This is a genomic window from Halobacillus sp. B23F22_1 (assembly GCF_043497005.1).
In the GTDB taxonomy this organism is placed as follows: domain Bacteria; phylum Bacillota; class Bacilli; order Bacillales; family Halobacillaceae; genus Halobacillus_A.
This window is the reverse complement of sequence record NZ_JBIEKE010000001.1, coordinates 111,078-131,443: the sequence shown is the minus strand read 5'-3', so window position 1 is coordinate 131,443 and position 20,366 is coordinate 111,078. Positions and strand designations below refer to the sequence as shown.

General features: G+C 37.6%; 12 protein-coding genes. 5 read left to right on the top strand and 7 right to left on the bottom strand.

Features of this window, described 5'->3' with window-relative positions; translation table 11 throughout:
• The first annotated feature begins 276 nt into the window (after window positions 1-276).
• Window positions 277-6,090, top strand: a complete 5,814-nt coding sequence (gene proA, locus ACGTNH_RS00675) for an anti-phage protein ProA (RefSeq protein WP_394584319.1) — start codon at window positions 277-279, stop codon at window positions 6,088-6,090.
• A gap of 232 nt (window positions 6,091-6,322) precedes the next feature.
• Here the strand turns inward: proA and ACGTNH_RS00670 are convergent, their stop codons facing one another.
• The 3 genes from ACGTNH_RS00670 to ACGTNH_RS00660 form a co-directional block, all read right to left on the bottom strand.
• Complete coding sequence (locus tag ACGTNH_RS00670; protein ID WP_394584317.1) at window positions 6,323-6,550, bottom strand: hypothetical protein; 228 nt, start codon at window positions 6,548-6,550, stop codon at window positions 6,323-6,325.
• A gap of 274 nt (window positions 6,551-6,824) precedes the next feature.
• A complete protein-coding gene (locus tag ACGTNH_RS00665) occupies window positions 6,825-7,271 on the bottom strand; it encodes a hypothetical protein (RefSeq protein WP_394584315.1) in 447 nt (148 codons plus the stop codon).
• A 758-nt stretch (window positions 7,272-8,029) separates the two neighbouring features.
• A complete protein-coding gene (locus tag ACGTNH_RS00660; protein WP_394584313.1) occupies window positions 8,030-9,964 on the bottom strand; it encodes a DNA/RNA helicase domain-containing protein in 1,935 nt (644 codons plus the stop codon).
• Between the two features lie 308 nt (window positions 9,965-10,272).
• Between ACGTNH_RS00660 and ACGTNH_RS00655 the strand changes: the two genes are divergently transcribed.
• Window positions 10,273-10,668 carry a (deoxy)nucleoside triphosphate pyrophosphohydrolase gene (locus tag ACGTNH_RS00655; RefSeq protein WP_394584311.1) on the top strand — a complete coding sequence of 132 codons (396 nt, stop codon included), beginning with the start codon at window positions 10,273-10,275 and terminating at the stop codon, window positions 10,666-10,668.
• Window positions 10,669-10,700: 32 nt separating this feature from the next.
• Here ACGTNH_RS00655 and ACGTNH_RS00650 read toward each other — a convergent pair whose 3' ends face one another.
• The 4 genes from ACGTNH_RS00650 to rlmH all read right to left on the bottom strand — a co-directional run bounded on the left by ACGTNH_RS00650 (window position 10,701) and on the right by rlmH (window position 17,524).
• Entirely contained in the window at window positions 10,701-13,574 is a 2,874-nt protein-coding gene (locus tag ACGTNH_RS00650; protein ID WP_394584309.1) for a DEAD/DEAH box helicase, read from the bottom strand.
• A 165-nt stretch (window positions 13,575-13,739) separates the two neighbouring features.
• Complete coding sequence (locus ACGTNH_RS00645; RefSeq protein ID WP_394584307.1) at window positions 13,740-15,644, bottom strand: 3'-5' exonuclease; 1,905 nt, start codon at window positions 15,642-15,644, stop codon at window positions 13,740-13,742.
• A gap of 576 nt (window positions 15,645-16,220) precedes the next feature.
• Complete coding sequence (locus ACGTNH_RS00640; protein ID WP_394584305.1) at window positions 16,221-16,904, bottom strand: GIY-YIG nuclease family protein; 684 nt, start codon at window positions 16,902-16,904, stop codon at window positions 16,221-16,223.
• Window positions 16,905-17,044: 140 nt separating this feature from the next.
• Window positions 17,045-17,524, bottom strand: coding sequence for a 23S rRNA (pseudouridine(1915)-N(3))-methyltransferase RlmH (gene rlmH / locus ACGTNH_RS00635; protein WP_394584303.1), 480 nt, complete (start codon window positions 17,522-17,524; stop codon window positions 17,045-17,047).
• A gap of 244 nt (window positions 17,525-17,768) precedes the next feature.
• Between rlmH and ACGTNH_RS00630 the strand changes: the two genes are divergently transcribed.
• The 3 genes from ACGTNH_RS00630 (at window position 17,769) to ACGTNH_RS00620 (ending at window position 20,241) form a co-directional block, all read left to right on the top strand.
• Complete coding sequence (locus ACGTNH_RS00630; protein ID WP_394584301.1) at window positions 17,769-18,818, top strand: hypothetical protein; 1,050 nt, start codon at window positions 17,769-17,771, stop codon at window positions 18,816-18,818.
• A 138-nt stretch (window positions 18,819-18,956) separates the two neighbouring features.
• A complete protein-coding gene (locus ACGTNH_RS00625; protein ID WP_394584299.1) occupies window positions 18,957-19,367 on the top strand; it encodes a hypothetical protein in 411 nt (136 codons plus the stop codon).
• Between the two features lie 481 nt (window positions 19,368-19,848).
• On the top strand, window positions 19,849-20,241 hold the full coding sequence (locus tag ACGTNH_RS00620; RefSeq protein WP_394584297.1) for a hypothetical protein: 393 nt from the start codon (window positions 19,849-19,851) through the stop codon (window positions 20,239-20,241).
• Window positions 20,242-20,366 lie beyond the last annotated feature (125 nt).

The following is a 20,366-nucleotide window of genomic DNA, read 5'->3' as shown; positions in this document are numbered from 1 at the left end:
TGCATTTTTATTTAGAGAGTTTTGTTCATGGGTGTGAGGGAATCAGCTGCTAATACTCAAATACATGGCGTTCAATTTTTCTTTTAGATCTTCGTAAATATCCATAAATTCAGTTCTGGGCATCCTCCTATATGTAAATCTGACGCACATATACAAACCAAATTAATTACAAATATGCCAATATCCTACTTATTTTTTAACAAATTAAAATTGTTAATTGTTATAATAGTAACTAGTACCTACAATTATGTGATCTGAATTAAAAGGGGATAAACTATGGAAAAGCACATAGGTTGTAATTATGAATATGACGAGAAAGTAAGCTTTGCTCTTCAACAAAACCAAGTTCCGTTTGTTAAACACTTATCCATTGAGAATCTTAGCGAAGAACGTCACAATAATATTAAAATAGAGTTGTCTTCTAACCCATCATTTTTTGAGACTAAAACCATACATCTTGAGACATTAATGCCTGCACAAACAATTGATTTAAACCCAGATATTCAGTTGTCCGCACAGTACCTTAGTAACCTCGATGAGAGTATGAAAGGGTATTTTAGTATAAAGATAAAAGTTAATGAGAAAGAGGTTTATGAAAAAGATTTACCAGTAGATATTCTATCATTTGACTGTTGGCCAGGATCAAATATAATTCCCGAAATTATCTCAAGCTTTGTTACCCCAAACCGTCCATTTGTAATGGAAATAGTTAAACAAGCCTCAAAAATACTTCAACAGAACATTGGTATTAATGCAATGGATGGTTATCAAAGCGGAGACCCTAATCGTGTGATTGCCCAACTTTCCGCCATTTATTCTGCCATTCAAGCGCAGGAAATCACATATGCAAACCCTCCTGCTAGTTTTGAGTCGGAAGGTCAGAAAATACGTTTTCCTGACATGATAAAAGAACATAAATTGGCCACTTGTCTTGATTTAACCCTACTGTACGCAGCGTGTGCCGAAGCAATCGGTATACATCCTATTATTGTATTTTTTAATGGCCACGCCTACCCGGCTTTTTGGTTAAAAGAATTTGTATCTTCAGAGAGCTATCAAGATGATAAGAGCCTATTAACCAAGAGTATAGCTGACGGAATAAACGAAATAATTACTGTAGAATCAACTCTTCTAACTAATGAAAATAGTGCCTTTAAAAACTCGGTTCATTTTGCAGAGAACAGTTTGCAGAAACCAGACTATTTTAATTTCTTCGTGGATGTCCATAGAAGTAGAATCGGTCAAATTAAACCTCTCTCTCTGAAAAATATTGTAGGAGCAAAAATCCAAGTTGCTGTTCAGCCTGACGAACCTGTACGAATTAACAATAATTTTGCTTTTGAAAAGGTAGAAATCATACCGGAAAATGAACAATTCAATACTCAAAATGGAGACCAAAAAGATAAAATTACTTATTGGAAAAATAAATTAATTGATATGAGCTTGCGTAACAATCTTTTGAATTATAGAATTCAAAACCAGGGAATTCCTGTAATTACCTCAGCCCTCGATCAAGTCGAGGACATTTTAGCAATGGGCGAGAAAGTCTTTATAGAACCCTTACCAAACGAATGGCGAAATAAGGCAAGAAACTTCAAGGAACAAAAGGAACTTCTTACTAGTGAAATTTTTAAAAACGATATCAAAAATAACAGATTAAGATCTATTCTTTCAGAAATACAATTAGAAAAAGAATTAGTAAAGCTATATAGAAAAGCTAAGAATACTCTTGAAGAGACTGGGGCTAACTCATTATTTATAGCATTAGGATTTCTAAAATGGTATGACCCTAAATCTTACTCAAAAGAACGATTTGCACCAATCCTACTCCTCCCCGTAGATTTAGTTAGGCTTTCTGCTAAAAAAGGCTACTACATTAGAGCTCGTGATGAAGAGATACAGATTAATATTTCGCTTATTGAGTATTTAAAGCAAAATTTTGGAATTGATGCCTCTCGACTATACGACATCCCTAAAGACGAACATGGAGCAGACGTCAAAAGAGTTCTAACGACAATGAGAAGAATTATTATGCAAATGAAAAACTGGGATGTACATGAGAGTGCAAGCATTGGTGTATTCTCCTTCTCTAAATTCGTCATGTGGAACGACCTAGTAAATCATTCAGAAGAATTAAAGACAAACAAAGTAGTTCAAAGTCTGTTAGAAGGCCGATACATTGATAAAAATAATAAGTCTTTCGCAAATTCCCTGACCACTGAAGAAGATGAAAATTCAGAGATATATTCACCTTTAAGCTCAGACAGTACCCAAACCGAAGCTATCGTCGCGACTGGAAAGGATGACAGCTTTGTTCTTCATGGTCCTCCTGGCTCGGGTAAATCACAAACCATTACAAATATGATTTCCCATGCCCTAGCAACAGGAAAATCTGTTTTATTCGTGGCAGAAAAAATGGCAGCCCTAAATGTTGTACGAAATCGGCTTGACTCTATTGGCCTAGCAGACTTTTGTTTGGAGGTTTATTCTAATAAGGGACAGAAGAAAGATATTCTTAAACAGTTAGAGAAGTCATATGAGGCACACAGAAAGGTCAAAGGGACCAATTGGAAAGAGAAGTTTGAGGAAGTTAAAAACTTAAAGAAAGAGTTAAATAAGTATGTTAAGGAGCTCCATGAGTCGACCTCACTTGGTCAAAGTATATTTGAAATGATTGAAGTATATTCAACTCTATATGCTTCAAAAGAAAAGTTGGAGTTTGAAAGAAACCAAGTAATGGAAATGTCAGAAGTAAAATTGAAGCGAATTAAACAAACCATAGAAGATTTGGAAGTGATGGCAAAGAATTGCGGTAATGTATGGAGTAATCCATGGATAGGGATCAAACAAACGAATTACTCTCTTAGTTTTCAAGATATGATTAAGGAAGAGCTCTCTGGTATTGTAGATGAATCAGAAAAACTCCTCCTTTTGGATGAAAGTTTAGCAGAAATAGGTTTATCTAATGATCTGAAGGATTATAGTTGGTATAAATTTATTAATAAACTTATTCCCTTAATGCACACTATACCTGAAGTTGAAATAGAGCTTATTGCTGAAGAACATTTTGATAGAGTTAAATCGGAAATCATTGAAGTCACAAGAATAGGCAAAGAATACGATGAAGTCAAAGCCAAAATAGAAAATGAATTTGATCATTCTATTTTAAAAATAGATGCGGAAACGTTACTTCAAAACTTTAGGTTGGCTGAAAACAGTTGGTTTATTAAAGAAAAGCTTGAAAAAATGAAAATAAAGAAAGAACTTAAAAAGTATAAAAAAACAAAAGATAAACTAGAAACAAATAGTTTAGAAACTATTATCATAGCCCTTCGTGATTTTCAAGAAAAGAAGGCGTTTTTAACAGATAACAATGAGCTTATGAAACAGCATTTCCCTAATCTATGGGATGAAGGTAATGGAAATTGGGAAGGGATAGAAGAATCTCTACACTGGATGACCCATATACGCACAACAATTAACGAGTTGCAACCTTCACAAGAATGGAAAGCTAATTTCGCTAAGACCATTCAAATTAATAAATCAGAATTTTCTAAAACACATATGAATGAGAAAATGGACAACTATACTAAAGCTTATCAAGCAATTACAAGGCACTGGGAGAAAGTAGAAAAAGAACTAGTCATTAAAAATATAAATGAACCCGCCAAAGCTGATTGGGTTAACTTTGGAAAAGTTAAGGCTTCTCTTCTAATTGATGCATTGCCAACCCTTAAAGATAACTGTAGACTAGCTAGCGTGATTAAGGAGGCCGAAGAAGTCGGACTCTCTAACGTCACGGAACCTTACCTTTCTGGAAGGCTTGATCACGATGAGCTTCTATCCTCTTATTTATATGGATTTTATCGCCTTAGAATAGATGGTGAAATTTCAGCAAGAGAAGAATTATCTCAATTCTCAAAAGCAAGCTTTGAAAAGAAGCTAAATAAATTCTATACTTTGGATGATGAACTTAGTGAACTTACTAAACTTGAGGTATATATTAAGTTAATGGGCCGTGTTCCAGACTTGACGAATAATACGATCCAAAGCTCTGAACCAGGAGTTCTGACCAAAGCTATCAAAAGTAAAGGAAGAGGCATAGCCATCCGGCAGTTATTCGAAAAGATTAAAAACCTTTTACCAAAAATAAAACCTTGTATGTTAATGAGTCCATTGTCCGTAGCTCAGTACCTTGGTCCCTCTTTTCCTAAGTTTGATTTAGTAATTTTTGATGAAGCCTCTCAATTACCTACAAGTGAAGCAATTGGTGCAATGGGACGCGGAAAAAATGTAATAGTAGTAGGTGATCCTAAGCAGTTACCGCCAACAAACTTCTTTAGTAAGAAACAAGAAGAGGAAAGCTTCGATTTGCAAGATATGGAGAGCGTTCTTGATGATAGTCTAGCTGTTCAAATGCCGCAAAAACATCTAAGGTGGCACTATCGAAGTGAACATGAAAGTTTAATTTCTTTCTCAAATAGTCACTTTTATGAAAATAAGTTAGTCACTTTCCCCTCTATAGATGACCTTCAGTCTAGGGTGTCATTAAGAAATGTGGAAGGCATATACGACCGAGGAAAGACAAAACAGAACAAAATAGAGGCAGAATCAATAGTCAACGATATCTTTTCAAGATTAAGCAATACTGAAAAGCATCACGAAAGTATAGGTGTAGTTACATTTAGCCAGCCTCAACAGACATTGATTGAAGACATGATTGATGAACGACTTAAACAAGATAGTACTATGGAGAAATATTTTACTGACGAAGTTAATGAACCAGTATTTGTAAAAAACTTAGAGAATGTCCAAGGAGATGAACGGGATATAATTCTCTTCTCGGTTGGCTATGGTCCCGATCATACAGGTCACATGACTCTCAACTTTGGCCCCTTAAACCGGGATGGTGGCTGGCGCCGGCTCAATGTAGCAGTTTCGAGAGCTAAAAAGGAGATGGTAATATTCTCTTCTATGGATCCAGATAAAATTAACCTTTCCCGAACTAAGGCCGATGGGGTCCATAGTTTGAAAGCGTTTATGGAGTTTGCTAAAAGAGGTAGCATACCTACTGATATAAAAAACCAGGTTAACAATAAACGTACTAATTCTAATGTAATCAGCCCTAAAATCAAAGAATTCCTTGTACATCACGGCTATCAAGTCGAAACAAATGTAGGCAACAGTGATTTCAAGGTAGATTTAGCTGTAGTCGATAATAGAACGAGGAGGTACCTTGCTGCGATACAAATCGATGGCCATCGATATGCAAATTTCACAACCACTCGAGATCGTAATAAATTGGGAGAGTTAATGTTAGAACGATTAGGATGGCACATAATAAAAGTCTGGTCAGTTGAGTGGTGGCATAATGAGAAGAAACAAATGGCAGATTTACTAGAACAACTTCAAGAAATTGAAAAAATAAACTTAGTGAAGAAGAAAAAAAATCACCCTAACCCCTCTGAAGAAACTTCTACTATACATGAGAAAATTAATAACTTTGTAGTTTCAGAAGATAGAATACAGCAAGTAATTTATTACGAGCCCGTAGTATTAGATGAGGTAAGTATCCCTAATGATTATTTCTACACTTTTGAAGGAAAGCGAGTAATACAGGAACAAATCAAAAAAATCCTTGAGGGCGAAGCACCTGTTAGTTTTTTAAATTTAACTAGAAAAATAATTAATGCTTGGGGTTTTTCCAGGAGCGGGGCCAAGCTAGAAAAAGTTATTCAAGATGTTTTAACAGGGTTGAAAGTCTATGAAACTAATGAAGAAAAAGGAAAATTCTTGTGGAAAAATCATGAGCAGTTCAGTTCATACAGCGAATTCCGAGTAAAAAGTCGTCATCGTCGTGCATTACAGGATATTAGTAAGATTGAATATTCTAATAGAGTTATTCAAATTGCAAAGGCAGCGCTCCGGTTACCGAAAGCCGATTTAATCCGAGAAATTTCTAATCAACTTGGCTATAATCGTACCAGTACCAATACTGAGATATATGTACAGGAAGCTATTGATTTAAGCTTGAAAGAGGGATTGATTACAGAAGATGTTGAAGGAAATATCGAATACTTAAGTAAATAGATAAATCTAAGGTAACTCCTTTCCCTTCTTAATAAAAAACACGTGAAATCTAGATTTTAATATCTGATATCACGTGTTTTTCCATTTATAGAGGATCGAGTCTACCCTCTTCCATTAACATTGCGATTTCATTTCAGAAAAAAAGCTCCTGCCCCCACTACTCTAATGCTTTAGTACAGTGGGGGCAGACCCCAAAACTTTAACTTCATTCGTGACCTTTTTTCGTTTAACATTACTTTTTATTTTGGTTTTGAAAATTAATATATCGTTCTAAAGCGAGAAGATAATGGTTTTTCGAATTCGGAAATTCTTTTTCAATAGAAGCTTTCAAAGTAGGAGTTAATTCATCCTCACCTTTGTAAACCCCTCTATTAACAATTCCGTTGAAACGACCGACGTAGTCCTGGGCAGAACTTTCACTTATGCGATATTCCTCTATTAAATAATCCTTGAAACTCATCTTCCTCCCCCCTTTCTTGTGAAATACCTTTCGTTCCAGTACAGAGTTAATTTAGGGGGGCTTAAGGCAAGGCAACGCAAGACATGTCCGCTCACATCACTTCGTAAGCCGCATCATACACTCCTCAACCTTATCCTTCATACCCTCGTCTTCACTGCCGGCCACCATCCGAACCGCTCCCATGCCATACCTTTTATGAAAATCATCCCGAAAATACCTTATCTCCTCAGCATCCTCCTCCACGCATATATTCAACTAATAATCCAACTTTTAGCTAAGATGGCTTATGCTTGTTAGGTAAAGTTTTAATGTGTTTACCTTTATGGAATTTCCAGTTAGGTTCGTCACTTAATACATTAAATACATCTTTCATGACATAGTAGCCTCTAGTGTAGAGTACTATATATAAAATAACATCAAATGTCCTTAATAAGACTTGATTGAATGAATTCAATTCTTTATGTGTTTCAAATCCTAAATTAGCTTTTTCGAATTGAAGTTTATATTCAGATATTTGTTTTTTAGATGGATGTACAAATTGACATAGCAATGAATATAATTCTTTTATATCGGTAACGACTACTTTTGGTAGGCCGATATCATCTATTGGGTCAATAGAAGAACGCGGAATATGCTTATATAAGTATTCTAACTTTTCCTCCAAGGTTCTTCCATTACAAAGTTTATCAATCGCGGCGTATTTAATTGTAGCTTCAAGCATATATCTCAATTCTCTTTTAACAGAATTCAGTGGTAATTCTCTCATAATAATATCTATAGAGGTTACAGAACCAAATAAATCAGCAGAACCAAATTATAAGGCAGAATCTTTGTAAGATCCTTCTCTACTGTAAGCTAATGAAGTAACATACAATCCCTTTCTAAAATCCTCAATCAAATTATGCATATAATTTATAGATTGCCTATAAGGTTGAGATGTCATTATTTCCTCTTCATGCCACTTACTTTTTTCGTTAATGTCATTATTGCTAAAAGAACTCATATTTTACCCTCTCCTTGCTTCCTCACTATGGAAGATGACTTCCACTCTTTAAGAGTGACTTGGTTTATTTATCTAATTTGAATTTAAGTACTTTGGATTCTTCAACCCAACCTATATAACAATAATCCCCATCGTCTAATTGCGTACCGGGGGACTGTCCCCAAAATTAAATGGAGTGATAATATGGATGTGACGATTATACAAATGATAGAGTAGGCTGAAGAATTAAAAAGGCGCAACTTAGAAACTGATTTGCTGGAATTCTTCGCTTCAATCATGGCTCATACAAATGTACAGGAATAAACAGTACTTTAACTTTAGGAGAAACTTATCCTACAAAATGGAATAAAGCGTTAAAAAAGCCCCACCTTTGGCGTAAGGTGGAGTTTTTCCAAGAAAAAAATTAAGAAAGGGCCTGGCCCCCACCTCATTATCACTTTAGCAGATCAGGGCAGTCACTTTCACATTCACTAAGGTTAAAAATATCTTTCTTGTTCTTCCGCTACACTATAATTTTTTTCATCTATAATTTCTAGTCTTAACTTCTTAACCCTTCTTTCTAGATATTCTTGCAGATCTTTGTCGGTGCAATAGATGTAACAGCCCTTTTGTCCTCTTGTCATCAAGGTTCGGTATGAGTTTCGAATAATTACATCCGCTTCACGGAAGGCCTTTTCTGGGTCTTCTTTCGACATTTTTTTAATGCCTCTCAGTGAACTGTCGGTTTTAGCTCTTTTCGTGTAATCCGTTTTGACTTCACCATCTTGGAAAATTAAATCATCACCAATAATGACGCCAACATAATCAAATTCAAGTCCCTGACACGTATGAATACAGCCAATCTCATGAATAGACTCTTCATCTATGGCCCACGTTTCGGAGTTGCCGAGATTCCAGCTCTTGGCGAAATTCTTATTTTTAATTTCAATGTCGTGTATATTAGTATTATTTTTTCCGTCTTTAATCCAGTCCCAGCAATACCCTGCCACGACTCTGGATTTGTTGTTCTTTTTATTTAAGTTATCAATGACGTTAAACAATTCATTAGGGTCAGAGAAAACCTGAACATCATAATTATTATCGATAAAGTCGGCATTGGCCGTATTTCTAATATCTAACACATCATCCACCCAGGCCAGAAAACCATCTGAACCATTACAGCGAAACTGAGAATCTAAATATCCTAGCGTGATCTCTGCATTCTCATTCTTAGCGAACTCTTCAATCGTTTTAACATTACCTTTATCTTTCAACGTAACTCTCTGTCGCTCATCGATAAAGAAAATTGATAATTTAGAAGCATTAATAATTTCTTTTGTCTGATTTTCTCCAAGGTGCTGGAACATTCCCGACTTCTCATTTAAGCGGTGAGCTTCATCTACAATCAATACATCAAACTCATTCTCAGGTGCATTTACATAACTCCCCGATCCTTTAAATAAGTTGTCAATATGACCTTTCCGGAAATCCTTTTTTAACTTATTTGCATACACCTTTCTAGGTGCAGCATTCTTCGTAACATACTGAGTGACTAGATTACGCTTTGTCAGTTCAACAAGTAGATTAACAGCTAATACTGATTTCCCAGTCCCCGGCCCTCCTCTAACAATAAGAACCTGGTTAGTACCAGTCCTTGTGGCCTTGTCTGCAAGCTGCAATGCCGTCTCATAAATCACTTTTTGATCATCAATCATAATAAATTCTTCATTACCTTGAAGCATATTATTTAATGCATCTTGAAGTGATTTCGAAGGTCTGATCCTCCCGTTCTCAATTTTATATAAGTTCTCCTTATTATCACCAAACTGGATGTGACGCTTGATGAAAGAACGTAAATCTGCTGCTCCGCCTTTAACAAATACAGGGGCTTGGTCCACATAGTAATCATAGACTTGATCAATTAGAGGGTCTCCCACGCTCAATTTATTATAGTTATGTAAGTAAGCACAAGGATGCAGGTTTATATTATCTTTTTGAGCATTTTCATTATAATCCTTAATCAGCGCAGCATATGACCAAGCTTGATAGGAAGGGTGCGTAGTCTCAATTAATCCACGATTGATAAAGGTTTTTACTATTGCTTCTTTTCCTACAACCTTCTCAATCTTATCCCACTGCTTTAGCTCAACCACAATAATAGAGTCCTCTTCTCCGTCCTTACCGGAGATCAAAAGATCAACACGTTTAGAGGTGTGAGGAATTTGAAATTCAATCGCGATTCCCGCATCAGCAGGTATTTCATCATCGAGCAACACGCGGTACATAAACTGCATGGAATTATTCCAGGAGCGGACTTCGCTCTCGTTGATCTTACCTATTCTAGTATTGTAGTTAGTGACGATGTTTGAGACGAGTGTGTCTTCGAAGACATCGTTGCAAAATTCATTTTTAGTGGCTTCGTAAACTATCATAATTATCACACCTGTTTTACAATATTTTCATAGGTTCATTGTACCATCAAATTATAAACAACTTAAAAGGGTAATCAACTAAACACTAGTTTATCTGTTCAATAAAATTTTACTTCCATTGAATACTTGTATAAAACCAAGAGGGAAATAACCTGATATTATGACCTACTTAAGTTCACTATTGGTGGGGGATCGGGATCAGTCACGAAATTACAATATAATGAAAGACATGGCCATGTAAGTTACATGAATTTGTATAGACTCTATGCTACTATAATCGTAGACATTATAGGAAAGGACGTTCCTGAATGAAAAAAACCGTTAAAGTCGTGGCAGCTGTTATAGAGAATGAAAAGAAAGAAATTCTTTGTGCGCTCCGTGCGCCAAATATGGCAATTCCAAACATGTGGGAATTCCCGGGTGGTAAAGTCGAAAAAGGAGAAGACCTTCAAACAGCTTTGGTACGTGAAATAAAAGAAGAATTATCTTGTGAGATAGAAGCCCAGGACGTAATAAAAGACCATACCCATGAATACGACTCATTTATTATTCAATTAATCGCACTAAAAGCAAAATTAATCGGTGGTAAACCAACTGCTCATGAACATTCGAAACTATTATGGCTCCAGAGAGAGAATTTACCTTCTTTAAAATGGGCCCCAGCAGATATTCCAGCAGTAGAGATTCTAATGGCTCAAGAATAAGGATAGCCCCTTCATATAGAAAGGGGTTTTGTTTATTCATGAAAATAATCATATATTTTTTGATCGACATGATGCTCTAATTTCAAATTCATTTTAACCACTGGTAAATGTTTATCCTTATCCTTCATGGTCGTTTGACTTACCGTTTCCTGATCAGGGAAGGCTTTGCCTAGATAATAAAAGTCAGTTCCTTCTCCATTGTCTTTTTTTACGAAGATATGAATATCATTGTTTCTCTTTGTTGCTTCCACAATCTGTTTCACTTCATTAGACTGCAATGTTCGATTACTTCTTGAGTACCATGTTAGCACCTCAGGATTTAGAAATTTATCTTTATAATCAATGCTTGATTCAACCTCTTCATTTTTATGATAGGTAACAAAGATTGGACACGTTCCAAATTTCGGTTTATACCCATAGACAGTTGAACTCTCATCATTCTCCCAGTTAAGAAGCTTACAAGCATCTTTCCGAGAATATTTTTGAAAAAGTGTAAAAGGCTGATCCGGTAAATATGATTGATTCTTAATCATAGATACACAAACAATATCTTGAACAAATTCGCTGAACATTTCGTTCTGGATTAAAGACGTTTGCACCTCATCTTCCCAGCTAATCTTCTGACCGTCAAACACTATAATTGGCTTATCCCCGTATTTCTTTTGGTCTGTGATTTTAAAAAAATCAAGACTAAACATGCGCTCTACAGAACGTAGCGTTGATTCGACAACGACTCCATTAAATCGGACGATTTGTTCTTTATAATAATCATAAGAGATGGTCTGATTGTCTAATAATAAATAAAGTAATAATGGTTCATGTACCCTTTTTCCATTTAACACTTCTTGTGAAAACATGGTTAAAATTTGCTTTTCCCGAGTGGTTAAATGACCGATCTCTTCTTTTATACTTGCCAAGAATTCGTAATAGTTCCCTTTCTTATCTACTAAAACAAGTGGATCAATGGAATGATTCGCTTGGAAATCTTTTAATAACGGGATACGTCCAATCCTATTTTTAAGATCTGTATAGGCATTCCGTAATAATTTCATTTGAGTAAGGTTTGCCGTTTGAATAGCATCGTAAACTCGTTCTTTGGCGACCTCTTCAAAATTAATCGTTGACCGTCCTTCGATATAGCTGGTATCAATCACTCTTCTTCTTATATTATCTTTGTTTTGTGAATGATCACCAGATAAAGCGATAGGAATGAGATAATTGTTTTCATAATTTCCTATAAAATCTATTACAGTCACATATTCTTTTTCCTCATGTTTTCTCAGACCCCGTCCAAGTTGCTGAATAAAAACAATACTAGATTGAGTATGCCTTAACATGACCACTTGGTTAATACATGGAATATCAATACCCTCGTTAAAAATATCAACCGTTAATATATAATCTAATACTCCGCTTTCTAACTTTTGAACTTGTATTTGTCGTTCTTCCTGGGAGTTATCGCCGGTAAGCGCAACGGTGTGATAGCCTTTCTCGTTCATTAGTAAAGAAAGTTGGCTGGCTTCTCTTTTAGAACTACAAAAAATCAGACCTGCAACTCGCTCCCCCGAAAATCCATAATATTCAACTTTTTCAAGAACGTGATCGACCCTATCTTGTGCTGTTAATTGATTAAATAACTCTCGTTCTGAAACTTTGTCCCCTTCTATAGTAAAATCAGTAACTCCAAAATAATGAAAATGAGAGAGCATATCCGCTTCTAATGCTTCTTGCAAACGAATTTCATAAGCCACATTGTAATCAAACAACTCAAATAAGTTATAGCCGTCCGTACGCTCAGGTGTGGCGGTCATACCTAATAAAAAGTGAGGATTAAAGTATGTAATAAGCTTTAAATAAGACTGTGCTCCAGCTTTATGAACTTCATCAATCAATATGTAGTCAAAAGTTTCTGGATCGAACGTTTTCATGACCTTTGACCTTGACATTGTTTGTACCGTAGCAAATAAATAACGAGCATCGGTTTCAAACTTTGACCCAGATAGGATACCAAAGTCCTTGTCCTCTCCACCCAAGACTTTTTGAAAGTCTTTCTTAGCTTTATGTAAAATTTGTTCTCTATGAACGACAAATAGCATTCTTTTCGGGCGTACTTTACGAACATCAAAAGCAGATAAATAGGTTTTTCCTGTACCAGTGGCTGAAACAATGAGAGCTTTTTCTTCTCCTGAGTCTCGCACGCGTTGAATCCCACCTAAAGCAGCTTCTTGCATTCGGTTTGGTTGAATAGATAAAGAATCTATCAATTTATTACTTGTATATGAACCTGGTGAATCTGAGACTTTAAATAAGGGTGGTGGATTATATCTTTCTTCATACCTACTTATCCATGAAGTGGTTAAAGGGGCGGCTTTCTCCCACATGTCTCTAAACTGATCATTAAAGTGGTGAATGATTTCTCCGTTCTCATGAGACGTTAACTTGATGTTCCATTCATAATTTACTTTAAGAGCATTGGTTGTTAAATTGGAACTCCCAACGATAAGAGAAACATGTGTATCATGTTGGAATATGTAACCTTTCGAATGAAACCCTTCGATTTTCGCTATTCTCACGCTAACATTGTCTAACTTTAATAGTTCTTTAAACACCTTCGGCTTATTGAACATTTGATAGGTAGAAGTTAGTATTTTTCCTTTGATTCCTTTCAATTTTAAATCATGCAGGTGTGATTTTAGTGTGGCTAGCCCGCTTTCAGTAATAAAAGCCACGGAAAACATGAAGTAACGGCAACTTTTAAGCTCATCCAATAACGAAGTAAGGACGTCTTTATGCTTTTCTTTACTGTTCACTAATAATTCTGGCCGAAAGCGAGTAGATGATGAAAAATCTTTGTCTATAAATCCCTTATGATAAGAATGTTGTAATTGTTCGATGATTGATTTCATAACCACCCTCCATTATATTCTTCGAAATTAAATAGTTACGCTCTATAAAGATGAAATGCATCTTCAACTTTAGTTTTTAACAGATGGGGGATGAACAACACTATCTAATGACATTGAAGCATTTGCTTGCTACGAATAAGTCAAAAAAAAAGTAGAGGTTCTAAATTACTTATTCAACAACATACTTGTACTAACATCTTGTCTTTCTTCCAAGACTTTATCAAAGTAAGCCGTGTACTCAGAGTCCCCACTATAAGAAATCATCAAATACTCAATGGCACGAGTCATACCAATATACATAAGAGCTGCTTCTCTATTTTTATCTTCTTCTAAGGTAAATGGCGTATTGTCTGCATTTACAATAAAGACCGCCTGGAAGTCTAATCCTTTGCTGCTCTCAAAAGTAGAAATCTTCACAGTGCCGTCCTCTTTGCTATACACGCGTTTGGATTTCTGGCTCTCTGTTATCCATGTATAGGGAATATCATATTTTTTAAAGTTATGTTTTAAGGTGTCCACCACGCCTATTTTATACGTGCGTTTCACTCGATATAAGACAAGCATTTCTTCAAAGGGGATCTTTTTTTCCTTATGGAGTTTATTCATCGTTTTAGCAACTAATTGCGCTTCTTCTTTCCAACTGCCTGCGCGGGCAAGAGCCGGTTCAGGTCCTTTTCTTCTCGTGCTTTGCGGAGGTATAATTTCCTGGCCTTCAACTGTACCTGTCACAACCTTTTGAGAAGCCGCATGAATTTGGTAGAAATCCCAAGCAAACTGAATAATTTGCGATGTATTGCGGTAGTTAATTTGCAATATTTTAGATCGTCCTCGGAAATCAAGCCCAGTATTTTGCAAGTAATTTCGACCGCGCTGATAAATAGTTTGGGCTCGGTCTTCCACTAGTAACATTGAATAGGTATCCTCATTCAGCAGGAGGCTCACCAACCTCAACCAATCTGATGCAAAATCTTGCCCTTCGTCAATTAAAACCGCATCGTACTTAGGTAGAATAGACTCGTGGTTTTCTAACTTCTTCAGGATTTGTGGCAGTTGAACTTCAGATATACACAAGTCTTTCTTCAACCATTCGTAAAAATTCCTTATAGTAATCCCATTCATTCGGTCTTCATTTTCCAAAGCAGCTTCAAACAAATCAGCGGGTTCTTCCATTTTTGCTCGTACCATCGATTCGATCGATCGGGAAAGGGAAATATTATAACAAAGAATGAGTATGTTCCAATCTGGATTTTCCTGTTTCATTAACCGGGCTCGGCTTGCTAGTATTAGTGTTTTACCACTGCATGCCACTCCTCTAATTAAACGATTTTTATCACCTAACTGCTTGGCTAGTTTTTCTTGATGTAAATCCATCGTCTCTAAATTATGTAAAGATAGTAACAGTTGGTCACGATATGGAGTCGTTTGCTTAAATTCCCGGCTAATACGAACTTCGGGAAAAAGATGGTAGCGAATAGCATTTATCTCATTACTCGATAAAGGCTCATTTAATCGAAAAGGAATAGTAAACATGTTCATAAGCTTTTCTATTAATTGTTCTTCAGAGAAATGATTTTGTTCTGGATCAATTTCCTCACGTGTTAATAGAAATGTGGGATCAATTACTTCATATAGATCCGTTTTCACGCATTGATTCTGACTAAGACGTGTAAACACAGTGCCAAAACCACACGGGAATTTTAACTTACCTTGATATTTCCCTTCTTGATTAATCAGGTTTCCGTCTTTCTTAAGCAAAACCTGAATGTGAAACATGTAATCCCTTGATTGTTTTAAAGGAGATTTTACTGTTACTAAGCCATCACTACTACTATTAATCATCCATTCATCATGATTAAGACGGTGAAGAGTCGTAAGAGTATAATCTTTCACTTCTAAAACAAGCAAACCTAAGTAAGGACCAATAATCAAAAAGTCAGGACGTTTGCCGTTTACTTCTGGTTCATAATAAACAATGTAATCATCATCCAGGTATTCTTTTAACGTATGAAAAAGAACACGTTCTCCTGCGGTGGCTGAACTTCGAATAGACTCTGGTATAGTAATGGCCACAAGCCTCTCCCCTTTTATCGAAATGAAGGTTATTGCCTACTATAGTATCACTAATTGTATAATTTAGGAATAATCACACATCCCAAAAGCACAGTATATCGGTATGTCATCTCTTTGTACTCGACTATTAGACACGGTGAAATTATAGCATCACGCCCTCCCCACACTAAAGAGACCTACTCATATGAAACCGACTCAAACCTCCCACGCTGATAGATAACTCGTCGTTTCCATGACTCAACGGTGTAGATTGAGACTCCATGCTTTTCTGCAATGTTTTTATTCTTCATACTCTATAGATATTTTATTTAAAGGAGTTGTTTTGAAAAAAGCCACTCCTAAGAGTGACTTAATCTATCCTAATTCTTTAGAAAGATGTTGTGTACCTGCTTTTAACGCCTAAGTTGCTTATCGCTTTAACAAAGCGGAGGTTAGGTATTTTCACTGCAAGTTGAAGACTATGTGAAACACTGGGTTTTTCCACTTCTTTTCAAAGCATTTTTCCAATTAATCATTGTAATTTTTACTTTGACCATGGTGTTTTTAGTTCTAATATTCCAATTCCCAGCATAAGAACTATTGTGAATATAACAAATCTTCACTTACAGAATCAATAAACTTGATAATTTCCTCCGGATTTGTATCGAACCATTCAGACCCTGGAGAATTCTCCAAATGTTTCCCTTTTAATTTTAAAATAGAATGAATCGTTGTTTCTAATAAAGATGCATTATCAGTTTTTATGATAAAATCGATGGTAGGTGTTTCAGGCAATGCTGTCGAAGCTTGTGACAGAATACGGATTAAAGGATCTCTATCAGTTCTGCCAATTTTACAAGGCCATGTTCGCTTGTCCTGTAATAAAGAAAGCTCTTTGTAACTCTCATAGTAATATAAGTAAACCGCAGAATTTCCACTTCCATATACGTGGTTTATTAAGATTTCTTCTTCATCTATATCCTCTTCTACTTCTACTTTCATGTATTCTTCTATCATGGGGGCATTTTCTTTTTTCACTTCCCAGTATCCATATGATCTATTTAACACCCATTCTTTTTCAGCCATATTTTCAAGAGCTTTTTTTACTGATCTAGGAAAATCTCTGACCTCAGGTGGTAAACCGCCATTTTTCAAATGAAAATTAAGGACCTCATGTACAATTTCGTCCCTTTTTTTCATGTTTCCATTAAATAACTCTACGATTAAGTTTTCGATTACACTAGGGGTTAACGGTACTTTTTTGTACTTATATTCTTCCATCTATTGTGAACTCCTCCATTTTCTCCATTATTATCTTACAATTTAACTGACCAAATGCCCAAGTTAATTAAAATGCGCTCGATACATTGAAGCACGTTCTAACCCTTCTGTACCTGTTTCTCTTTATGATGGGTTACCAATTATTTATGATAAGGCTCATTCCTTATAATCTTAAACGCACGATACACCTGCTCCACCAACATCAACCGCATCAACTGATGAGGAAACGTCATCTTTGAGAATGACAACCCATAATCACTCCGCTTCATCACTTCATCACTCAAGCCTAATGACCCGCCAATCACAAACGCCACTTTACTCTTCCCATACGTCGCCAGGTCGTCGAGCTGCTTGGCGAGTTTTTCAGAAGTCAGCTGTTTGCCTTCGATTTCTAGCGTAATCACGTATGTATCCTGCTGGATTTTTGAAAGAATCCGCTCCCCTTCCTTCTGCTTCACTTCAAGCATTTGCGCTTCACTTAGATTCTCGGGTGCTTTTTCGTCGGGGACTTCGATGATTTCGACTTTGGCATAAGGGGTGAGGCGTTTGATGTATTCGTCGATGCCTTGTTTTAAGTATTTTTCTTTTAGTTTTCCGACGGTTACGATGGTTATTTTCATTGGTTTCGTCCTCCAGGTTGTTGTTCTTGTCTCTATTTTATCATGAATGGTAAGGTCCTATTATGGCGTGTTTTTTTAGTGTGATGTGAAGGTTTTCTATCAATTTGTTTACATTGGTTTCATTTATAGGAAGTTGTGTTAAACTCCACCATATTCTACTTAAAATTTAACTGTCATGTGGAAAAGGATGTGTGTTGGTATGAAGAAATGGTTGCTGCTGCTTGCGGCTGGGTTACTTGTGTTTGTGTTGGGTGCGTGCTCGGATTCGACGTCGACGGAGGATGAGGAGAAGCAGGATGAGTCTTCGGAGGAGAAGGAGTCGCAGGAGAAAGAGGAAGAAGAGAATAAGGAGCCTGAGCAGCCTTTTAAGGCGTTAGAGCCGTCGGAGGATGCGGTGTCGTTGAATGAGAGTTTGTCTGAGGAGGAGCAGCAGCAAATGCCTGAAGCGCAGGCGCAGGGCGGCGATCCTGAGCGTTCGATTCCTGTCGGGGAAACGCTGGCTCCCGGGGTTGAGGATCCGTCGAATGGACCGTTGAAGGATCATCGTCTTGTCGCTTTTTACGGGACGCCGGAGTCTGAGAATATGGGTATACTTGGGACGATGGAGCCTGAGGAGTACATGAAGAAGCTGAAGGAACAGACGCAGGCATATTCGGATGCGGATCCGGATCGTCCGGCGGTGCCGACGATTGAACTGATTACGACGATGGCCCAGAGTGAACCGGGTCCGGACGGCAATTATGTGCGAAAGACCTCAGATGAGAATATTGAGGAGTATGTTGAGCTTGCGGAGAAGCATGATGCGCTTGTGATGCTTGATATTCAGCTTGGTACGGACTCTGTCATGAATCAGGTGAAGAGTATTGAGAAATGGCTGAAGCACCCGAACGTTCACTTGGCAATTGATACGGAATTCCACGTGGATGAAGGAGAAACCCCTGGAGAGGATCTCGGTCAGGTCGATGGCGCGGAAGTGCAGGAGGCCGTTGAGTATGTATCACAGCTGACAGAAGAGAACAATCTGCCGGATAAATTCGTTTTCGTCCACCAGTTTACGGATGCGGCGCTGACGAATAAAGAAGCGATTGAGCCGACGGACAATGTGCAAGTCGCTCTCAACTATGACGGCTGGGGCAACGCTGATGCGAAGCACTCGCTTTACAGCAGGTATGTGCGCGATGAACCGAATCAGTATGGCGGATTTAAGATTTTTTACGATAAAGATGAGCCGGTAATGGAGCCGGAAGATGTGTTGAAACTGGATCCGAACCCGTCGATTATTAATTATCAATAGTGGGAATGACCCTCAGGCTGCTGTCCTGAGGGTTTTTTCGTGGGCGCGGAATTTTATTTTTGCGAATAGAGGTTTTACCATAAGGGGATGATGGGGTAAAGAAGGAGAATAACGTTGTTGTTTGTGGAGGGAGATAGGATGTTAGATGCAAGAACTGTGAGTGTAACAATCGAGGCCCGTGCGGAGGATGTGATCCGCTTCGTGCGCGAGCCGATGAATTTAGCGGCGTGGGCGAAATCGTTCTGCCAGTCGGTCGCTTATAAAAATGGTGAATGGTATGTTGAAACAGGAGAAGGGGCAGCGCGCGTCCGCTTTGTGGAGGAGAATCCGTACGGCGTGGTCGACTTTTACTTAACGCTTGCGACAGGGGAGGAAATGGTTCACCCGCTCCGCGTCATGCCAAACGGCGAGCGCTGTGAAGTCGCAGCGACGCTGTTTCGCCGGCCGGAGGTATCGGAGGAAGATTTTCTGCTGGACGGGTCGATGCTGATTGATGATTTGCGGCGGCTGAACCAGACGATGGCACAGATCGAAGGCTGGCTTTTATAGCTGGCCTTTTTTTATTGGTAAAAAGCGCTTCGTATGGACTCTTAAAAATTACACTCCATGTAGTCTGACAGTCACATTACGGAATTATGTGTATTAAGATTCATTTATCGGAGATGATGTGAAGAAATTACCGCTCTTTTCATTAACAAATAATGTCAAAATAAGACTCACAGTCATTTTTTTACATTAATTGTAATTTTGTTTTCACGTTCTATGTATTGGTTACCAGAGTAAACCTTACCCATTTATCCGACCAAACGACTACTCCACTCGTATAGCTGAACATCTTTCCTTCAAAAAATACTCGACGTGCTGGACACCTCACACCTTCTAATACCAAATACTGTAAGAATACGACTGACAGTCGTATTCTTACAGTATTTGTCATTTACCAGCTTGGGAATTTAGTTTGTAAAAGTACAATAATTGAGGGTATTTTCTTCTGTAAACAGGGTATGGATAGGTGAAGGAGTTGCTGTCTATGTTTGAAGCGAAAACCGTAAGTGTAACGATTAACAGACCTATGGAGGAAGTGTACCGCTTCGTGCATGAGCCTATGAATTTACCAGCCTGGGCGAAGTCTTTTTGTTTATCCGTGGCCAAAAGAAATGATGAGTGGGTCGTGGAGACGGAGGATGGACCGGCGACGATTCGGTTTGTTGATGATAATTCATATGGAGTGCTCGATCATTATGTGGCGATGGGAGAAGGGGCTGAGATCTTAAATCCGATGCGCGTGATTCATAATGGGCCGGGGTGCGAGGTGTTGTTTACGTTGTTCCGGCTGCCGGAGGTGTCGGAGGATCATTTTATGCTCGATGCGGCGATGGTCTCCACTGATTTACAGAGGTTAAAGGAAACGCTGGAATTATAAAAAGGTCCGCTCTTCTGCTTTTTCGCAGGAGAGCGGACCTTTTTTGTTATCAGCGGAATTGGAGATTTATCCGCGGTTTTTTGATTTTATCAGCGTTTTTCCCTTTTTATCGCCGAAAATCAGCA